18 protein-coding genes are annotated in these 17,669 nt (G+C 41.9%); 7 read left to right on the plus strand and 11 right to left on the minus strand.

What is annotated here, in order from left to right; translation table 11 throughout:
- Window positions 1-363 precede the first annotated feature (363 nt).
- The 3 genes from VFW36_RS09160 to VFW36_RS09170 all read left to right on the plus strand — a co-directional run bounded on the left by VFW36_RS09160 (window position 364) and on the right by VFW36_RS09170 (window position 2,351).
- The gene (locus tag VFW36_RS09160) at window positions 364-1,140 is read left to right on the plus strand and encodes an MBL fold metallo-hydrolase (RefSeq protein ID WP_329658508.1); all 777 of its coding nucleotides are present in this window, start codon (window positions 364-366) and stop codon (window positions 1,138-1,140) included.
- 45 nt (window positions 1,141-1,185) lie between these two features.
- Complete coding sequence (locus VFW36_RS09165) at window positions 1,186-1,755, plus strand: PhnA domain-containing protein (protein ID WP_329658509.1); 570 nt, start codon at window positions 1,186-1,188, stop codon at window positions 1,753-1,755.
- Window positions 1,756-2,120: 365 nt separating this feature from the next.
- The gene (locus VFW36_RS09170) at window positions 2,121-2,351 is read left to right on the plus strand and encodes a hypothetical protein (RefSeq protein WP_329658510.1); all 231 of its coding nucleotides are present in this window, start codon (window positions 2,121-2,123) and stop codon (window positions 2,349-2,351) included.
- Between the two features lie 3 nt (window positions 2,352-2,354).
- On the opposite strand, the gene VFW36_RS09175 is transcribed toward VFW36_RS09170, so the two are convergent.
- The 11 genes from VFW36_RS09175 to VFW36_RS09225 all read right to left on the minus strand — a co-directional run bounded on the left by VFW36_RS09175 (window position 2,355) and on the right by VFW36_RS09225 (window position 11,710).
- Entirely contained in the window at window positions 2,355-3,152 is a 798-nt protein-coding gene (locus tag VFW36_RS09175; protein ID WP_329658511.1) for a hypothetical protein, read from the minus strand.
- Between the two features lie 11 nt (window positions 3,153-3,163).
- The gene (locus VFW36_RS09180; RefSeq protein ID WP_329658512.1) at window positions 3,164-3,415 is read right to left on the minus strand and encodes a hypothetical protein; all 252 of its coding nucleotides are present in this window, start codon (window positions 3,413-3,415) and stop codon (window positions 3,164-3,166) included.
- A gap of 18 nt (window positions 3,416-3,433) precedes the next feature.
- Window positions 3,434-4,024: a ParA family protein gene (locus VFW36_RS09185; RefSeq protein WP_329658513.1), complete on the minus strand. Its 591-nt coding sequence runs from the start codon at window positions 4,022-4,024 to the stop codon at window positions 3,434-3,436.
- Window positions 4,025-4,167: 143 nt separating this feature from the next.
- Window positions 4,168-4,407, minus strand: a complete 240-nt coding sequence (locus tag VFW36_RS09190) for a hypothetical protein (protein WP_329658514.1) — start codon at window positions 4,405-4,407, stop codon at window positions 4,168-4,170.
- Window positions 4,408-4,500: 93 nt separating this feature from the next.
- Window positions 4,501-4,932, minus strand: coding sequence for a heme-binding domain-containing protein (locus tag VFW36_RS09195; protein ID WP_329658515.1), 432 nt, complete (start codon window positions 4,930-4,932; stop codon window positions 4,501-4,503).
- Window positions 4,933-4,961: 29 nt separating this feature from the next.
- A complete protein-coding gene (locus tag VFW36_RS09200) occupies window positions 4,962-6,176 on the minus strand; it encodes a capsular biosynthesis protein (protein ID WP_329658516.1) in 1,215 nt (404 codons plus the stop codon).
- Between the two features lie 6 nt (window positions 6,177-6,182).
- On the minus strand, window positions 6,183-6,539 hold the full coding sequence (locus tag VFW36_RS09205; protein ID WP_329658517.1) for a hypothetical protein: 357 nt from the start codon (window positions 6,537-6,539) through the stop codon (window positions 6,183-6,185).
- Complete coding sequence (locus VFW36_RS09210; RefSeq protein ID WP_329658518.1) at window positions 6,536-7,927, minus strand: cytochrome P450; 1,392 nt, start codon at window positions 7,925-7,927, stop codon at window positions 6,536-6,538. The genes VFW36_RS09205 and VFW36_RS09210 overlap by 4 nt, the downstream gene beginning before the upstream one ends.
- A gap of 2 nt (window positions 7,928-7,929) precedes the next feature.
- The gene (locus VFW36_RS09215) at window positions 7,930-9,063 is read right to left on the minus strand and encodes a hypothetical protein (RefSeq protein WP_329658519.1); all 1,134 of its coding nucleotides are present in this window, start codon (window positions 9,061-9,063) and stop codon (window positions 7,930-7,932) included.
- Complete coding sequence (locus VFW36_RS09220; RefSeq protein ID WP_329658520.1) at window positions 9,060-10,127, minus strand: hypothetical protein; 1,068 nt, start codon at window positions 10,125-10,127, stop codon at window positions 9,060-9,062. Before VFW36_RS09220 ends, VFW36_RS09215 begins: the two co-directional genes overlap by 4 nt.
- Window positions 10,124-11,710 carry a hypothetical protein gene (locus VFW36_RS09225; RefSeq protein ID WP_329658521.1) on the minus strand — a complete coding sequence of 529 codons (1,587 nt, stop codon included), beginning with the start codon at window positions 11,708-11,710 and terminating at the stop codon, window positions 10,124-10,126. The genes VFW36_RS09220 and VFW36_RS09225 overlap by 4 nt, the downstream gene beginning before the upstream one ends.
- A gap of 228 nt (window positions 11,711-11,938) precedes the next feature.
- Between VFW36_RS09225 and VFW36_RS09230 the strand changes: the two genes are divergently transcribed.
- The 4 genes from VFW36_RS09230 to VFW36_RS09245 all read left to right on the plus strand — a co-directional run.
- On the plus strand, window positions 11,939-13,645 hold the full coding sequence (locus VFW36_RS09230) for a type I secretion system permease/ATPase (RefSeq protein ID WP_329658522.1): 1,707 nt from the start codon (window positions 11,939-11,941) through the stop codon (window positions 13,643-13,645).
- Entirely contained in the window at window positions 13,642-14,958 is a 1,317-nt protein-coding gene (locus tag VFW36_RS09235; RefSeq protein ID WP_329658523.1) for an HlyD family type I secretion periplasmic adaptor subunit, read from the plus strand. Before VFW36_RS09230 ends, VFW36_RS09235 begins: the two co-directional genes overlap by 4 nt.
- The gene (locus tag VFW36_RS09240; RefSeq protein ID WP_329658524.1) at window positions 14,948-16,243 is read left to right on the plus strand and encodes a TolC family protein; all 1,296 of its coding nucleotides are present in this window, start codon (window positions 14,948-14,950) and stop codon (window positions 16,241-16,243) included. Before VFW36_RS09235 ends, VFW36_RS09240 begins: the two co-directional genes overlap by 11 nt.
- A gap of 101 nt (window positions 16,244-16,344) precedes the next feature.
- Window positions 16,345-17,669: M57 family metalloprotease (locus tag VFW36_RS09245; protein WP_329658525.1), on the plus strand; the 1,325-nt coding region annotated here is incomplete at its 3' end.

Below are 17,669 nucleotides of genomic sequence, written 5' to 3' on the forward strand. Positions count from 1 at the left end.
TATTGTGTTGACATAAGGTCAACGTCTCGAAGACATCGTCTCGAACCGCTAACCTACTTAGTTTTCAATGATCTCAAACTCAAACTCTAAACCTTAACTCAAGGCCTATCAGCGTTTGTGGACGGGAATTATAGGGGAAAAAATATAAAAAGTAAAGAGCAAAACGAAAGAAATTAAAAGAATTTGCAAAAAAGATTTCATCGGGTATCAAACTGTTCATTATATATAGGGTTTCAAAGATATTTCTTCTTGAGAACGTCTGAATATGACGTAATGGTGTGCAATATTATGTTAAATAAAAACATTAAATACTAATTTCACCCAATTTATACTATAATCGTTTTACATCGTGAGGGTAAGCTTATGGACTATATCGAATTTTTAGGAACCGGCGGCACACGTACACCCTCTCAGGGGACAACGTGTCTTCGCGTATCGGAGCACTGCGTCATTGATGCCGGAAATCTCATCAATACGTTCGGAGACGATGTCTTCACCGTCGAACATATTTTTTTGACCCATTCTCACTTAGACCATATTATTGACATCCCTTTTCTTGCCGACCTTTTCGTAACCCAAAAAAGCATCTCTCTCAAAATCTACGGTCTCAGCGCGACTTTGGATGATTTGCGCCAGTTTATATTTAACCATCGGGTTTGGCCCAATTTCGAGGAAATCAACCTCATCGGACATTCCGACAAGACAATCGAACTTATCCCTCTCGAGCTCGAAATACCTTATACCGTCGATGATATTGTTCTCACCCCGTTTAAAACGAACCATACGGAGGGGAGTTGCGGCTATATCATTGAAAAAGAGGGCTCCGCCATTTTATTCACCTCAGACACGTATCGATGTGAGAGGATCTGGGAGTTATTAGATGAACGTCCGAATATTCATACCCTTATCACCGAGCTCTCTTTCCCCTCCGCATTTGACAAACTAGCATTTGATAGCAAACATCTCACCCCCGCACTCCTCGCCGACGAACTGAAAAAATGCAAACGAAACGATTTTACCCTCTATGTCATGCATCTAAAAGTGCTGTTTATAAAAACCGTTATTGAAGAGATCAATGCTTTACAACTGCTCCGTAACGGGGGGAAAATTCTCATTGACGGTGACCGAATAGAGTTCTGATTCCTCAATACGCTATAATTGCATTTTTAAAACAAAGGCTAATTAATGAGTATTGAACAAACATTGAGTGAACGTAGCGGAAATATCTGCGAATTGTGTGGAGCAAGCGAAGGGTTAAGCGCTTTTGAAGTAGCTCCTAGCGACGGAAGTACAGATCAATCAATCTATATCTGTGAAACCTGCAAAAGTCAAATCACCAACCCTCAACATCTCGACAGCGACCACTGGCGTTGCCTCTCAGATAGTATGTGGAGCCAAGTGCCTGCGGTACAAGTAATGGCATATCGCCTGCTCAGCGCTCTTGGGGATCAAGATCAACTCGATATGATGTATCTCGAAGATGATGTTAAAACATGGGCGCAGGCGGGAATGCTGAATACCGCAAGTAATGATGAGGGGGGAGCCGTTGTCCAACGCGACAGCAACGGAACAATCCTAGCCGAAGGGGACACCGTTACATTGATCAAAGACCTCGAAGTTAAAGGGGCAGGTTTCACCGCAAAACGGGGAACTATCGTTAAAAATATCCGCCTTACCGATGATGCACGTTACATCGAGGGAAAAATCAACGGTTCAACAATCGTTCTTGTTGCCGCATTTATGAAAAAAGCATAAATACTCCTCCGCGACAATAGTCACGTTTCGGTCATATATTTTTAAAAAAACATGACCAAAACATGACTTTATAACATTATTTTAAGCTAACTCGCTTTAAACTCTTTTTCCGCATTCGAACTTATCATAAGAATTATAAATATATTGATTGACTCAGATGAAGACATATTCGTATGGTTTACGGATAAAAATGGGACCACCGTGTCGATTGATACTATGATTCAAAAGAAGCATTGTGGATATGATTTGAAAAAACCATTATCCACGTGTTGTACCTAATCAGTTTGATTATTTTGGATGAATGAATTATAGGTCCAGCACTATGATTCATTCATTTAAACCAACGTCGATTTAAAGGAGAGGCAATGCTTAACGGTTCGATGGCATACATAGATGCAACACTCTCAAACGCTCATGACTCTCATCAGCTTCATATCGATGCCGATGATATGAAAGAGCTAATGGACAATGCATACCATGTTGTTTCAAATACACTCTATCGTATTGGAAAATTTAATATTACTTCTTTTAACTCCAATGTAATGAGTCTGGATCATTTCAATACATTAATGGAGATGCGACTTCAGAAGAAATAAAACTTATTTCTCTAGTTGAACTGATAACTCAGAATAAATTCGAGCTTTCGCAATATTGTAACGATGCGATTCTCCGCTTTTTTCTAACGAAGCAATCTTTTGATTCAGCTGTCCTATACGGGCATTGATTGAATTACGGTTCTGAACTACTTTTGATTTATCATCACCGCTTGGCTGTGACAACCCTACAAAACTTTTCGCCTGATTCACATAATTTCCCGTCGTATCCAATGCATCTGCAATGCTTTGTGTCGTCGCCGCCATCATTTCGGTGGATGATGAAATATCTTTGAGTGCATTTTCAAGCTCTCTTGCATCACCCAGAAGTTTCGTATCGGCATATACCGCCAATTTGGAGATTTCAGCACCACTTACATTGGATCGGTTTAGCTTGTCAAAATTTGCCAAAAAGGTATCCGAGCTATTTTTATATTTGTTCAACGCACTTGCCGCTCCGCCAAGATTAAGTACTGTTTTAGAGATAAGTTTCGTGGTATTGGACACTTCCCCCGCATACGGAATCGGCAAAAATCTCACCACATTGCTGATATAGACGCTAGACTTGATCATATCGGCGTAATTATCGACCGTCCCTTTCATCGCATTTATGAAGAGTTCAAACGACTCAATATTCTTCTTGTCCTCACGCAAAAGCTTTGCCACCTTTTCAAGGTGATCGTATCCGTAGCCGTTGAGCTGTGCCGCATTCATACACGCTTTTTGGGCGGGAGGAGTCGTCGGCTGTTGCGCGCATCCTCCGAACATTGCCAATCCTAATGCCAAAATAATCGAACGTTTCATACTTGATCCTTTCATATCATCCCCATCTCTTTAAGTGCTCTGCGAATTGCTCCGGCAATCGATTCTCCGGTACGCGCCGTGTGATCATCCAATTTTGCTTTTTCACTCTTCGTCAGTGTCAAAAAAACTTTTTCGCTCTGTTTGATCTCATCGGTTTTTTTCGGGCGCCCCCCCGGATGCTTGGCGGTTTGTATCTCTTTATGGGTTGTTAGTTCCCGCTGAGTTACCCGCGAAGCAAACTTATTCTCTTTAACCTCTTCCATCACACCCCCTTTAAGTGTTTATACACTCTCGTATTCCCTGATTTTCCTGTGCAAATCATCCATCAGTTTAGAACTCTTTTTATACGCGTAGGCTTTGATTCCCCCTTGTTTGGTCAGTTCATCGACCGCGCGATTTTCATTGATCGCCGTTTGAAGTGCGACGCTCATCGGGATCGGAAACATCTCGACTTCAAACCCTAACGTATCTTCAAATACAAATTTTGCATCATTTATATCATTCTCTTTTTGGCTCATGTTCGGCACCATCAAAATCGGTTTATTCGCCGATGCGACCCGCACCAACGTATCCACCGTCCCTTGAATCGTCTCCAACGTCGGAATAAAAGGGATTATAATCAAATCCGAATAGCTGATGGCCTGATCGAGTTTGATGTCATCAAACCCCCCAAAATCGAAAATTGTCTCTTTTTTCGGTCGTTCAATCGATTTTTGCTGTATGTCAATCCGCTCTACCCGATCCGGCAGCCGATCAGAAAGTGAACCGTACGGATCGATCTCACATCCGTTAAATCCAAAACCTGAAATGAGCTGATGGGCGATCATCGATTTGCCCACGCCCCCTTTAAAATTGACAATGGTTATATTCATCTGATTCCTTACTATTATAAAACTATTAATTACAGTATTTTACCTGTAAAAAATAGATAATGTCAAGTTTATTACAGTAAAAAACCATGCTTATTTTACATTAAATTTTTGTAGGTTAGGGGAGTGGAGAATGTAGTACGCGATCAGATAAAGACAAAATCTTTTTTATAGAGGATATGCTCGCTTGTTTGTTTAAAAGCCGCCATTTTTTCCATCACGTCGATCAAAGGAAATCTCCCTACCGAACTGATCTCTTGGCACAGCAAAATTTCATAATTGCTCATCTTGGCACGATACGCCACAATCATGTGAGAAGTGGAAATACCTTTCAACCGTTTGAGGACACTCTCGTGTTCTGCAACATCATAAGTATTACTTAACATTTTGTAACCTTTAAGATGAAATCGGTTTATTGTATCATTTTAAAAGGCTACGTGTCAATATATTAAAAAATATTATTTTAAAAGTGATAATTTTTAGATGTCTTGTATTTGAGAATCGAAAAATTCTTCCAGTATTTTTTTCTCTTCATCGTTTAAAACAGCATTTTTATGGAGTAGTAGATACTCGCTTTTTGGCATCATCTCATTGTTCACTAGTTGTTTTGCACGGGTTAATCGCTCTGATTTTACTTTTGGGTCTATATTTGCCCAATTGGTGAAATCAAGAGCTTTGCGTCCGCTATTTATATTATCGGCCATTACCCATGAGACAGGGGCAATATTGTGGTACCAAGGGTATTGTGTTTCACTGGAATGACAGTCATAACATGACGTTTTGAGGAGACTCATAACTTTTGGATCGGTGTTTAGCACAGCCGCTTCATCAATTTTGGGGTTTTGAAAATCGGGTCGGATAAACTGTATCACGATTGCGATCCCTACTACCCAATACGCTATTTTTTTCATCTATGTTCATCCTTCAATGCGATTAAAAATTACCAAATAATACCGCTATTTAAATGGGTATTTTTTAACCGACGATAAAAATTTCCATTTATCTGGCTTTTACTTATAACATATTTTTTAAACCGGATGTAGAGTTCATAATTAACTTTAAAATTCACTGCATCTACCCAAAAATCATCCAATGTTCCTCTATAGGTAAGCCCATCAATATCATAAATAGCACTTCCGCACACTTTTAAAGGAGCATTATGATGTATCGCTGAAAGTCCTACTGTTGAATTAATCATAACAGCCCCGCGAGCGTGTTCAAGCAAGGTGGGAAGATGAATATCATGTATATAGCGTACTCGTGAAAAAACATTATGATGCGTCGATACCTTTTTAATCAACTTGGAATAATCATGATAACCCCTATCAAGCGGATGATGTTTAATAACAAGTATTGTTTCTACAGGAGCATAAAACGCAAAAGAGCCGATTATCTTCTCAATAAAGTGTTCTATGGAATCAAACTGCGAATGTTCCGTTACTTGTGCATCTGTCGAAATTTGCAAGGGGGATAGATAATATTTTTTTGAATACACGGTAGTTAACTCGTTGCAAATACCGGCTTCCTTCAATTTGTACCACTGTTTACGCCACACTGAGCGAATCCAAAAGGTAATTTCCCACGGGCTTAGAGATCTATGATGTTGATAGCCATAGAATAACGGAAACAGCAAAGCACTCCAAAAATAGTAAAGAAACGCATACCAAGCTGTGTGCCAAAATACATATTTGACCGGAACAGTTTCCGCTACAGTAAACTCACTATCGGTTAATGACATATAAAAATTTGGATCACGCGGTAATTTGGAATGACCGTTTACACCGAATTCTTCAAAAGTGATGTAATCGGGTCGAACATACCCCTCTTCAAATACACCTATATCGAGTCCTTTTTTATCAGCGATAGCATGAGCAACCCGATGATAAGCTCGACAATCACCAAATAATAGTATGGTATCGATCTGGTGCCGCTCAATAAAACCAATAAAAAAATCTGACCAATCTTCAAAAGTTCCCGTAAAGTTGGTGGCATTAGAAGAAGAAAAAAACCAATCTCCGCCGTTAAAATTGATTTTATGTACGGTAGCACCGATTTGTTGCAGATCAAACGATAAATGTTTAAAAAAAGGACCGACAGGACCTTGTAATAAAACAACATGTTTGTTTTTAAATGATTCTAATCCTCGATGCACCATAGTGTCTTATTTCTTCTTTCCAATAGTCTGTTCATGTAATCCTCGATGCAGCATCAGATCAATGAGCGGTTGTTCTCGTTTATTAGCACGCATACAATGATCTTTTTGGAATGTGTCAGTCACTTTGATGACCCATGAAGCCCACCATTTGTTATCACGTTCACGCCACGCATGAGAGGAAACAGATTCCCATGCATATCCGTTAAAGACACTAGCATTCACAAAATGATCCAATGCCCGCACCCCAGAACGTCCTCGAGAAGGTTTCCCTATGATACCGGCATAACAAATTATCAAATACCCCAAGATAGCTAACGGTACGACAGCACACATCAGCAAAAATCCGGCTAATCGTTCTCTCATCCATTCGCTCTGCGTTTCAAAATCACATGCATTCCATTGGCAGATCTTACCGTCAGTCGTCCTACGACATCCGGAACGAAACCTTCTTGTAGCTCTATTTTAAAGTCACGAATAATCGTTGCCAAGATCAACACCGCTTCCTGCATCGCAAAGGATGCTCCGATACAGATACGAGGTCCCATTCCAAATGGCAAATACGTGTCTTTGTGAATGGATTGAGGGTCATTAAAGCGGTCTGGGTCAAAGCCGTTTGGATTTTCCCAAAACTCTTTGTGCCGATGAATCAGCCATGGAGCGACCACAACAGAAGACCCTTTAGCTATTGTTTTACCCCGCATTAGCGTCTCGTTTGCATTTTCCCTTGCAAAAAAACCGACGGGAGGATACAGACGAAGGGTCTCTTTAAAAATATTGGTAATCAAATCCATCTGTTTAATTTGCAAGGGATCAAATTCACCCTCTCCTGTAATCCTTATCACTTCATCATAAGCACGCTCTTGAATCTCCGGATAAAGAGAGAGAAGATAGATTGTCCATGTCAAAGCACTTGCAGAGGTTTCATGCCCAGCCAAAAAGAGCATCGCGACCTGATCGAGAATCTCTTCAAATGAAAATCGCTCACCCGTATCTGCATCAACCGCTGTTAATAGCGAAGAAAGAATATCTCGCTCCGCCCCTATTGTGTTAGATGTGACGGCATCATAGCGTGGTCGTATAATATCCGCCAAAACATCGCGTACCGCATTACCGGCTTTTATACGCTTGCTCTCCCCTGTTAAAAACCAAAGCCATTGCGGAATTTTAAACATTGTACGCATCGCCGTTCGAGCCGTCTCTTCTTGAAACATTACAAAGGCTTCGATGATTTGCATAGCATCGTTTCGATCAAGTCGTGCAGACAATATGGTGCGAAAAATAATATCCGCAGTCACATAGGTCATCTCGGGATCTATATTCAAATGATTTTCTGATCCGTTTGAATGAAGGCGTTCCCCTAATTCTTTAACAGCATCATTCATCAATCCGAATACGTGTGATATGCGTGTCATTTCAAATGATGGATTGAGCATTTCTCTCTGCTTCTTCCACTGATCACCGTTGGTGGTAAAAATACTCTCTCCGAGTAATGGTTCTAATAAATGACCTAACAGTTTATTTTTCGGAAATTCGCTCACTTCATCAACTAAAACACGGTGAACAAGATCGGGTTGATTAATGACATGTAAATCAAGCCCCGGCATTTTAACCCGTCCTGTTTTCATACTGTAACTGCGTTCATACAACCCATCAAGCCAAGAACGTCTTTTTTTAAAAAAGGTAAAAAACAGTGAGGCTTTATTGCTCAGTGGCTTAGGAAAAAACGGTTGATGAAAAGGACATGAAGACATTTTTAGCTCTTTTGACGATCAAATTTATTTCGGATAAACTCCGCACCCGCAGTCATAGCAAAGTAATCGTATTCTCCCACTTTTTGACTCGACATAATATATAAAAAATGGGTAGCATACCAATCTCTTCGGAGCCTTTTATATGTTATTCTATCAAATACAGTATGAAATCTAGGTGAAAGATACCGTGGGAATAAAGTACTTTTTGTTTTTATGCCACTGCTCTTCATGAAATCGTGTAGTGGGAAGCAGGCACCGTCGATCGGTGCCGTATAATCAAGCCAAAAAAGATTTTTATGATTGGCGATAGCTTGCAACTCATCTCGATACCTTCTCGCATCCGGCTGAAAACTCACCAGCGGAATACACTCACCCAGTGTTACCATCCCAAATTTATCCCAATTGAGTGTTTTATTTAATGCTTGAGATAATACACTGACAGCTAATATCGTCCCGACACTATGAGAGACAAGCAGTACTTCATCAATTTCCTCACTATCGAGTGCACTAATCATATCTGCCGAAAAATGGGAAATCCTCTCTTCCATCCTCTCGATCTGATTTTTACTTAAATGCAAACAAAATATATATATCCGTAATAGCCAAAACACCCCGACACGATCACCAAATCGTTGCAATAGTATCAGCACTCCCAGCCCCAAACCTACACCTAACAAACCACCAATCCATCCATGAAATATTTGGTATAGCGTAGTTCCGGCATAAAATGCTAGCAATAATGCTCCGATCAAGTAAACCAACGGGTATAACCCCGCAATAAGCTGTTTTGGAGAGTGTTTAGAAAAAGGGACGAACAAACCGTTTAATAGATACCCTCGAATAAATAAAAAAATGTCTTTATAATAATTAAAAAGCCCCGATGACCACTCATGCCGGATAATATCATCCCAACTCAAAAAACGATATGTTGTATGAACCGCTTTGCCTTGTACATGGGCTTCTATCTCCCATTGATAGAGATGATTATGGATCTTTTTACGTGATGAAACACTCCCCGTTAGTCCGTTGAGAGCACTTTGTTTTGTAAAATGTTCTTTATAAAGCGAATGATAATAGCGCACACCACGAGGATCAAAACCGCTTAGATAATAAACGACGCGGCGCTTGACACTCATATTAACCCTTTTAGAACACGTATTATCATTTGTATTTTACGACTTACCCAGTTTCGATATTTCATCCACAAAGAGTCTTTAAAGTGTTGCCGATTTTTATCTAAATACTCCAGAACATCTTCTATTTCACACTTCTTGCGTGTTTTAGGATGGAGATAACGCGGATAGAGGAGATAGGTTCCCGCCACCAATTCATCAATATCGAGCTTACGCGTCCGTCTCTCACAAATTTTTTTATCTTCACTCAATCCCCATCCCGCATAAAACGGTACTCCATACGTCACCACATGTATACCACGCATGAGTGCTTCAAACCCGACTAGTGAGGTCATCGTATGGACTTCATCGGCATGAGCGAGCACGCTGTCTATCCCCACTTCAGTGACAATCCGATCACAATAACGAAGTGCGTCATCCTCATTAACCGCACCGATACGATTTCCCACCAATACATCAGGATGAGGCTTATAGACAATATATGCCTCAGATCGATTCTCTCTCGTTTGACGTAAGAGTTCGAGATTGCTCATACCCGAAGCACCGTATCGAATTGATGCATCATCCTCTACTTGTCCGGGTACAACAACAATAAGCCTATCTTTTGGAAAATCCAAATCAGTATTGTCATAAAGGTTGTATTTAGAGAGCTTTTTGTCCACTAGATAGTGGCGAATTTTTTGCGCACGGACTACTTCCTCGGGTGAGAAAACGTGATGCAGCAAAATAGCTTCCAACTCTGACTCACACGAGGGATCAAAGTATATTCCCCCTCTATCAACGACGAGCGAATACGGTTGAGTTAAATCCGATCCCAATCCCACCGACCGGATGAATCCGTCTTCCACACGATCAATATTTATATGGTGTTTTTGAGCATATTGTTCCACATGAGGAAAACTTTTTTTACCCCAGATCGTGATTGTACTTTGCGGGTTCAACCCTTTTCGTAGCGCTTTTTCGAGATGTTTCTTACCCAACAACGGATTGATGAAAATCGGTTTCTCATCGAAAAACGGTTCGACAAACGGGTGTTTCCAATACGAAAAACCGAAAAAAAAGTTCATATTCCTACTTTCCTAATAAGCATCTTGATAATAATCATCATAGCATATCGCCACCGATAATAATGATGATCACATGGATTATTGGGATGAATTAGCCATGAACGCACTATACCGTCTTTACCTAATGACCATGAATCCAAATCCAAATAGTTTACAGAGTTTTCGTGACAAAATAGTTTAATACGACGATTGAATTCAACACTCAATTCCGTCCGATTACGGATCGGTATATCAATACCGGCTCGAACGGTACTCGTCTCATCGCTGCACCCACGACAATCGGATATGGTCTGGAATGGGGTACTTAAAACTGTTGTAGGAGCGTATCCTTGGAGTGACAGAATGAATTCTTGATATTTTTCAATCACATCTTCGACAATACTATTCACACTCACATTATGCGTTTCAGCCCTTTTCCAAATCGCATAGGCGGCATCTACTTCACCTAGTGTGACAATGATTTCATCATATCCCCCCTCTTCGAGAGCAGATCGGAATATACTATAGGCTTGTGATAGCGAGTTGACATTTCGGATTCCGCTCGCACTTGCACCCGGAACATACACGATTGTATACTCTGTATTTGGAAACATCCTTTTAAAATAGTGATGTTCAAAGACTCGGATATGAGAATCTCCAATTGCCAATACCTTTTTTTTCGTATCGCTATTCGAACGATTTCGCTGCATACGCCGTTGACGTATTATCTCGCCGATTGTATCTAAAATATCCGATGGACAGTTTTTATAAGGGTTATAATAGCGCGTATAGAGGATATAAGCGGCGGCGAATACTTCTTGAACAGATAATCTTCGCGTACGCCGTTCACACATCACACGATCATCGCTTATCCCCCATCCCGCATAAAACGGCATCCCGAAACAGACACATTTTTTCCCCATGAGCAGTGCTTCAAACCCCATCTGAGAAGTTTTTGTATAAACACTCTGAAAATGTTCCAACAGAGAGATCGGATTGAAATTTTCCTCGATAATCTTACACTTCTGACGCGCTTGTTCAATATCAATATCAGAACTCTTTTTGCCGCTGAGGACATCAGGATGAATCTTAAGCCATATTTCGGCACCCGGATTTTCATGTATCGCCGCATCGATCATCTCATCGGTACTAAACTGATTTGCCATTCCATAGCGCAGTGAAGCGTCCCCAGCCGTCTGAGCAACGATTAGAACTCTCTCGCAATCATCCCCGAAATACCCTTCACTCACATCGGGGGCATTGTTGTATTTGCTGAGACGATGAATCCGTATAAGTTCTATAGCCTCACGTGCAGTTCTCATCAGCATTTCATCTGAGGTAAAATCATACGTATTGAGACTATTTTCGAGACGCGAAGGAGCAGTAGCATCATAATAGATACCCACATCATCTTCCACGATACTAAACGACGGAGAACCTTCAATACCTAGACCGAGAGAGCGGATAAATCCGTCTTCGAGGAGGATCAGTGTTCCGCCGAAACGGTTATGGCACCATGATGCGAAACGCCCGGTTCGTTTTCGTCCCCAACCAAAGAATTGATACTTTCCGAAAATAGTAACTATATTTCGAATGTAGTACATATATCCATTCATTATTTCGTTAGACCGATTACATGACAAATCTCATGTAATCTATGTAAAGCATCATAGGTTAATTCATCGGCGATTAGGGCTATTTTCAATCTGGTAATCTTCTTTGCATTAATGACAAATTCTAACCAAATTATACTTATTTATGGAAATGATTTTACTTGTATTCAACACCATGATAGGCTAAAATACTTCTCTTAGATAATAAGGGATTAAATTTTGAAGATTAACAACGCGCCGAATGATGTAAAAACTGCTATAAGCGAATCAAAAAAAACTTTTTATTTTACGGCATTTATCTCTTTATTTATCAACCTATTGATGCTAGTCCCACCGCTCTATATGCTTCAACTCTACGATAGGGTTCTTGCCAGTCGAAGCGAAGAGACCCTTTTAATGCTAACATTGATTGTTATCGCGTTATTTGTGGTCATGGGACTTTTAGAATTTGTACGTTCTCGTATTTTGATACGTGTAGCCAATCGAGTCGATGCCCGCCTTAGTGATCGACTATTTGAGTGTATGTTTGCATTGGCTAACCGTTTTCCCTCTCGTACCTCAGCCCAACCCCTGAATGATCTTTCTCAGATTCGCCAATTTTTAGGGGGTACGCCCCTATTTGCTTTTTTTGATGCCCCTTGGATCCCGATATACATCGCAATTTTATTTTTATTCCATCCGTGGTTCGGATGGTTTGGAGTGGTGGCCATCATCATCGTCATGGCACTGACACTCATGAATGAGATACGAACAAAAAAGGGAATTGAAAATTCTTCTAAACTGTTTCAAAGCTCTCAAAGTTTTATCTTATCAAGCCTTCGCAACAGTGAAGTCATCGAAGCCATGGGAATGCATGAACAAATCCGAAATAGATGGAAAAAACACTATCACGGTTTTCTCAGTGAACACTCCTCCGCCAGTGATGAAGCAGGGGTTTGGTCTAATGCCAGCAAACTAATACGTATACTAATGCAATCGCTCATATTAGGGCTAGGAGGCTATTTAGCCATCATTTCAGAAGTAACTCCGGGGATGATGATGGCTGGATCACTTATCCTCGGACGCGCTTTAGCCCCATTGGATTTAATGACCAACACATGGAAACAATTTACCTCAGCAAGACTCGCTTACAGCCGATTGGGACAACTCATGCACGACTTTCCTCAACAAGAGCCTAAAACGTCTCTCCCCGCGCCAAAAGGACGGTTGAGTATAGAAAATCTCACGCTTGTTCCACCGGATAGTAAAATCCCCTCTCTCCATAATCTTTCTTTTGAAATCGCAGCCGGAGAAACGATCGGTATTATCGGGCCAAGTGCCGCCGGAAAATCTTCATTGGCGCGTGCACTGATAGGGATATGGTCACCATCAGGCGGCAATGTTCGAATTGATGGTGCACTTATTGATCATTATGAACGTTCTGAATTAGGTAAATATATCGGATACCTGCCTCAAGACATCGAACTCTTCGAGGGAAGTGTAAGTGAAAATATTGCCAGATACGCGATTCCCGATCCGGACAAAGTGATTGAAGCGGCACAATTATGCGGTGTACATGAGATGATATTAAAACTCCCCCAAGGCTACGACACTCCGATCGGTATCGGAGGTGCATCATTATCCGGCGGTCAGCGTCAACGAATTGGATTAGTCAGAGCCGTTTACAACTACCCTCGTATCGTTGTTTTGGATGAGCCGAACTCCAATCTTGATGATGTAGGAGAGCGTGCGTTGCTCAACACTATCACCGAGCTCAAAAAACGTTCTATTACCGTGATACTCATAACCCATCGTCCTGCCATTTTAGGAATCACCGATAAAATACTCCTTCTGCGCGAAGGAGTTTTACAACTGTATGGAAGTCGCAACGAAGTACTTACAGCCCTATCTCAAAAAACGACCCTACCCGAAAGCACTCAACCATGACACAGCCACATACTGCACCTGAAACCGAAGATCGCCGTTATCGTCGTATGGGAATTGGTATCCTTGTTTTTCTTCTTTTAATCATCGGTGTTTGGGGTACTCTAGCCCCACTTTCCAGCGCTATTCCCGCTCCGGGAAAACTCTCAGTTGCTTCGAATAACCGTCTCATTCAACATCTAGAAGGCGGGATCATCAAATCCATCCTCGTACAAGATGGCGATCATGTCAAAAAAGGGCAGACTCTCCTAGAACTCGATACGACCCGTGCGAATACGGAATTGCAAATATCTCTCACCCAATTTGCTGAAGCACTAGCAGCCGAATCCAGACTTATAGCCGAGCGAGATTCTCAAACCTCTATCCGTTTTTCATCCGAGCTTTCCGATGTATGTACCAGCTTTGAATGCACCTCCATCACCCAAAATCAAATTAACGAGTTCAATGCTCGTCGACATTTTTTAGAGAGTGAAAAAGAGATGCTCTCGAGACGGATCGAACAAGCTCAAAACCAGATCAAAGGGCTACGTGAAATCATCAATGCCAACACCCGCCTCAGTGAATCGTATGCCACAGAGGTCAAAGAGTGGAGAGTTCTCTATGAACAGCAACTTACCGATAAACTTCATTTGCGTGAGATCGAACGGCAAAAGATAAAAATCGATGGAGATATTGCATCCGCACGCTCTGATATAGCACGATTACAAGGACAAATATCGGAGTTCCAAACACAGATCATTACCAAAAAACAAGGCTTCATAAAAGAGGTAACAGAGCGATTAAGTGAAACACAGACCAAAGTTTCCGATTTACGTTCACGTATCACCGCGTTACGTGACACCCTCAATCGTACCCATATCACGTCACCTGTCGAGGGGACGGTAACAAATCTTCAGTTGCATACGCTGGGAGGGATTATCCCCGCAGGCAAATCGATCCTTGAAATTGTCCCATCAGGCGAAAATCTTATTATTGATGGCCGTGTCAGTGCTACTGAAATTGCAAGTCTCCATACCGGACTTCATGCTGAAATTCGCTTTCCCGGATTTGCCCATATCAAATCTCTTAATATTGTAGAAGGAAAAGTGACATATATCGCCCCCGATGCAATCACGGATGAAACAACCGGTACCCTTTATTATCCGATTAAAATCGTAATTACACAAAAAGGGCAACAAGAACTATTTCGCAACCATCTCATTTTGCAACCGGGCATCCCCGCCGATGCTATGATTGTCAACGGATCACGTACAATGCTCGATTATCTGATCCATCCATTCAAAATGATGTTTGCAAAGAGCTTTAATGAACAATAAACCGCTTCATCTCATCCTTATTGCTTTTTTGGTGAAAACGACGCTCACTGCTGAGCCTCTTCTCCTCTCAGAAGCTTATACTTTAGCGCTCCAAAATAATCATGCCCACAAAGCCAAACGCTTCGAAAGCGACTCGGCTTCCTATGCACAAGAACAACGAGAAGGGAAACTCTACCCACAAATCCAACTTTCACTGAATGGCGGATTACATGATTATGTCCAAAATTATGACCTCCACACCAATGTTTCCGAAATATACAAAAGCTATACCCTCTCTCTTACCCAACCGCTTTACCGACCTGAAGTCTTTATCTCCATCGATCAAGGAGAACTGAAAGTTCAAGGAGCGCAAACCGAAACCTTCAAATCAACCCAAGAGCTTGGAAGCACTGTTGCCAAAGCCTATTTTGAACTGATCGTAGCACAAAGATCTCTCGAATTGGCTCAAGCAAACCATCGCTTTTATGCGTTAAAACATACTCTCATATCGGAGATGCTCACTCAAGGGCTATCCAATAAAATGGATCTTCTCGAAACGCAGCTTTACCGTGATCGCGCCATGATGGAGATCAATACCGCACACACCAAAGCATACCTAGCACAACGAAAATTAGAAGACCTTATCCGAACCCCGATCCAAACCCTCCCCTCTTTGTCAGAGCATTTTTTAGATAATCCAGAAATCTTTAAAAACCAAAGTACGAATGTTGAGGAAAACAATCCCGATCTTCGTATCGCCAATCTTTCTCGCCGTATCGCAGAACAAGAGATCGATCTTCGTGCATCCGAACATTATCCGAAAATCGATCTCAGCCTCAGTCGGAGCGAGAATGATACCAATGATCGAGCGATGTATAAAACCGACAACCGCGCGTACGTCCAAATCTCCATTCCGCTTTATCAAGGCGGACAGACAAATGCACGAATCAATGAGGCAAAACGCATCTATGCTTCATCCCTCGAAAAAGAGTGGCAAACACGCCAAGAGATCACGTATCATATCGATGAACTCACCCAACAGCTCGATCTCAATCTACAAAACTTGAACGTGTTGCAAACTGCTCGTACTTCCGCACAGCTTAACCTATCAGCGGTGGAAATGGCGCAAAAAGCAGGGTTAAAAAGCCAAATTGATCTCCTCGAAGCGCGGACGAAACTCTACCGGATCGAGCAAGATAGCCTTGAACAATTCCGTGATTTAGTAATTACACACATCACTTTATTAGAGCTAAACGCTAGAGTGAGCGTTGAAGCCTTTCAGTTGTTAGAAAACCAGCTTTTCTAATTCTCAAAAAATTAACTCTAAAATCCACATGAGTTAAATTTAGTTTTTGTATATTTTAAATACAATACTCGATATAACACCAAAATACAAAGAGTACGCTCATGAGTGATTATCGTTCAGCACCCGCCACATCTACTGTTTCGGCATCGAGTAATTCCGAAATCAACACTCTTTTATCCGGATACAAATGGGGCGGAGCCACCGGCACCGGAACATCGCTCAGTTTTAGTTTCCCATGGACAACCAACTCTACCGCACTTTGGGAGGATAACTATTCTCCTAGTGACGAACCCAACTCCGCAACCCATTTCGGATTGAATTCCGCACAATCAGACATAGCCCGCACAGCACTACAACGGTGGGCAAACGTCACAAATCTGACGTTTACCGAAATAGCGGAAACCGGAAATGAAGTCGGAGACATCCGTTTCGCCTTTTCATCCGATGTATCCGATGGCGGAGCATCCGGATGGAGTTACTACCCGAACAACTACTGGGCATGCGGTGGAGATATATGGATCAGTCCTACCGCCACAAATTACTCTCTCAATGCTGCAACTCACCTGCTAGTGCATGAGCTTGGACACACCTTGGGGCTCAAGCATCCCGGTAACTACGGCGGCTCCGAAGCGGGTCCATTTCTTCCGACTGGTCAGGATAATCAACTCTATTCCGTTATGTCGTATAATGAGCCGGCGAACAACTGGTGGTACGATACTCAAACTTCTTCATGGGTCTACGTCTATGCCGAAGGCCCTATGATCTATGATATTGCAACGATCCAATACATGTACGGTGCCAATATGACGTATCATGCTACGGATGATGTCTACACCTATGATGATAGCGCACCGTTTCGTATAACCATTTGGGATGGCGGCGGTAACGATACTATTTCGGTAGCGAACTCTACACGCGGTTCACTGATCAATCTCAACGAAGGTGCTTTTTCGAGCATCCAAACAACCCGTTTTTATAGTGAGTTCGGAATCAGCGATACCTATGACGGCTCATACAATCTCGGTATCGCATACGGTGCCGTAATCGAAAATGCGACCGGAGGCTCCGGTAACGATACGCTGATCGGTAACGGTGTAGATAATATCCTCACGGGCAACGCGGGAAATGACATATTACGCGGGGGTGCAGGAGACGACATACTCGATGGCGGAGCCGGAAGCAATTTTCTGATCGGAGGGGTGGGTAACGATACCTATATCTTCAGAGAGGACAGTGACAGTATTACAGAAAATGCCTCCGAAGGGATCGATACCATCCAAAGTTATCTAGCTTCTACATTTATGCAGGCGAATGTTGAAGAGGTACAAATTATGAGTACCGGAGCAGCCGATGTTTACGGTAATGCATCGGATAACCAAATTTATGCAGGAGTTGGAAACAACACTATCGAGGGGAGAGAGGGGAC

Source organism: Sulfuricurvum sp., from assembly GCF_036279695.1.
Classification (GTDB): Bacteria; Campylobacterota; Campylobacteria; order Campylobacterales; family Sulfurimonadaceae; genus Sulfuricurvum.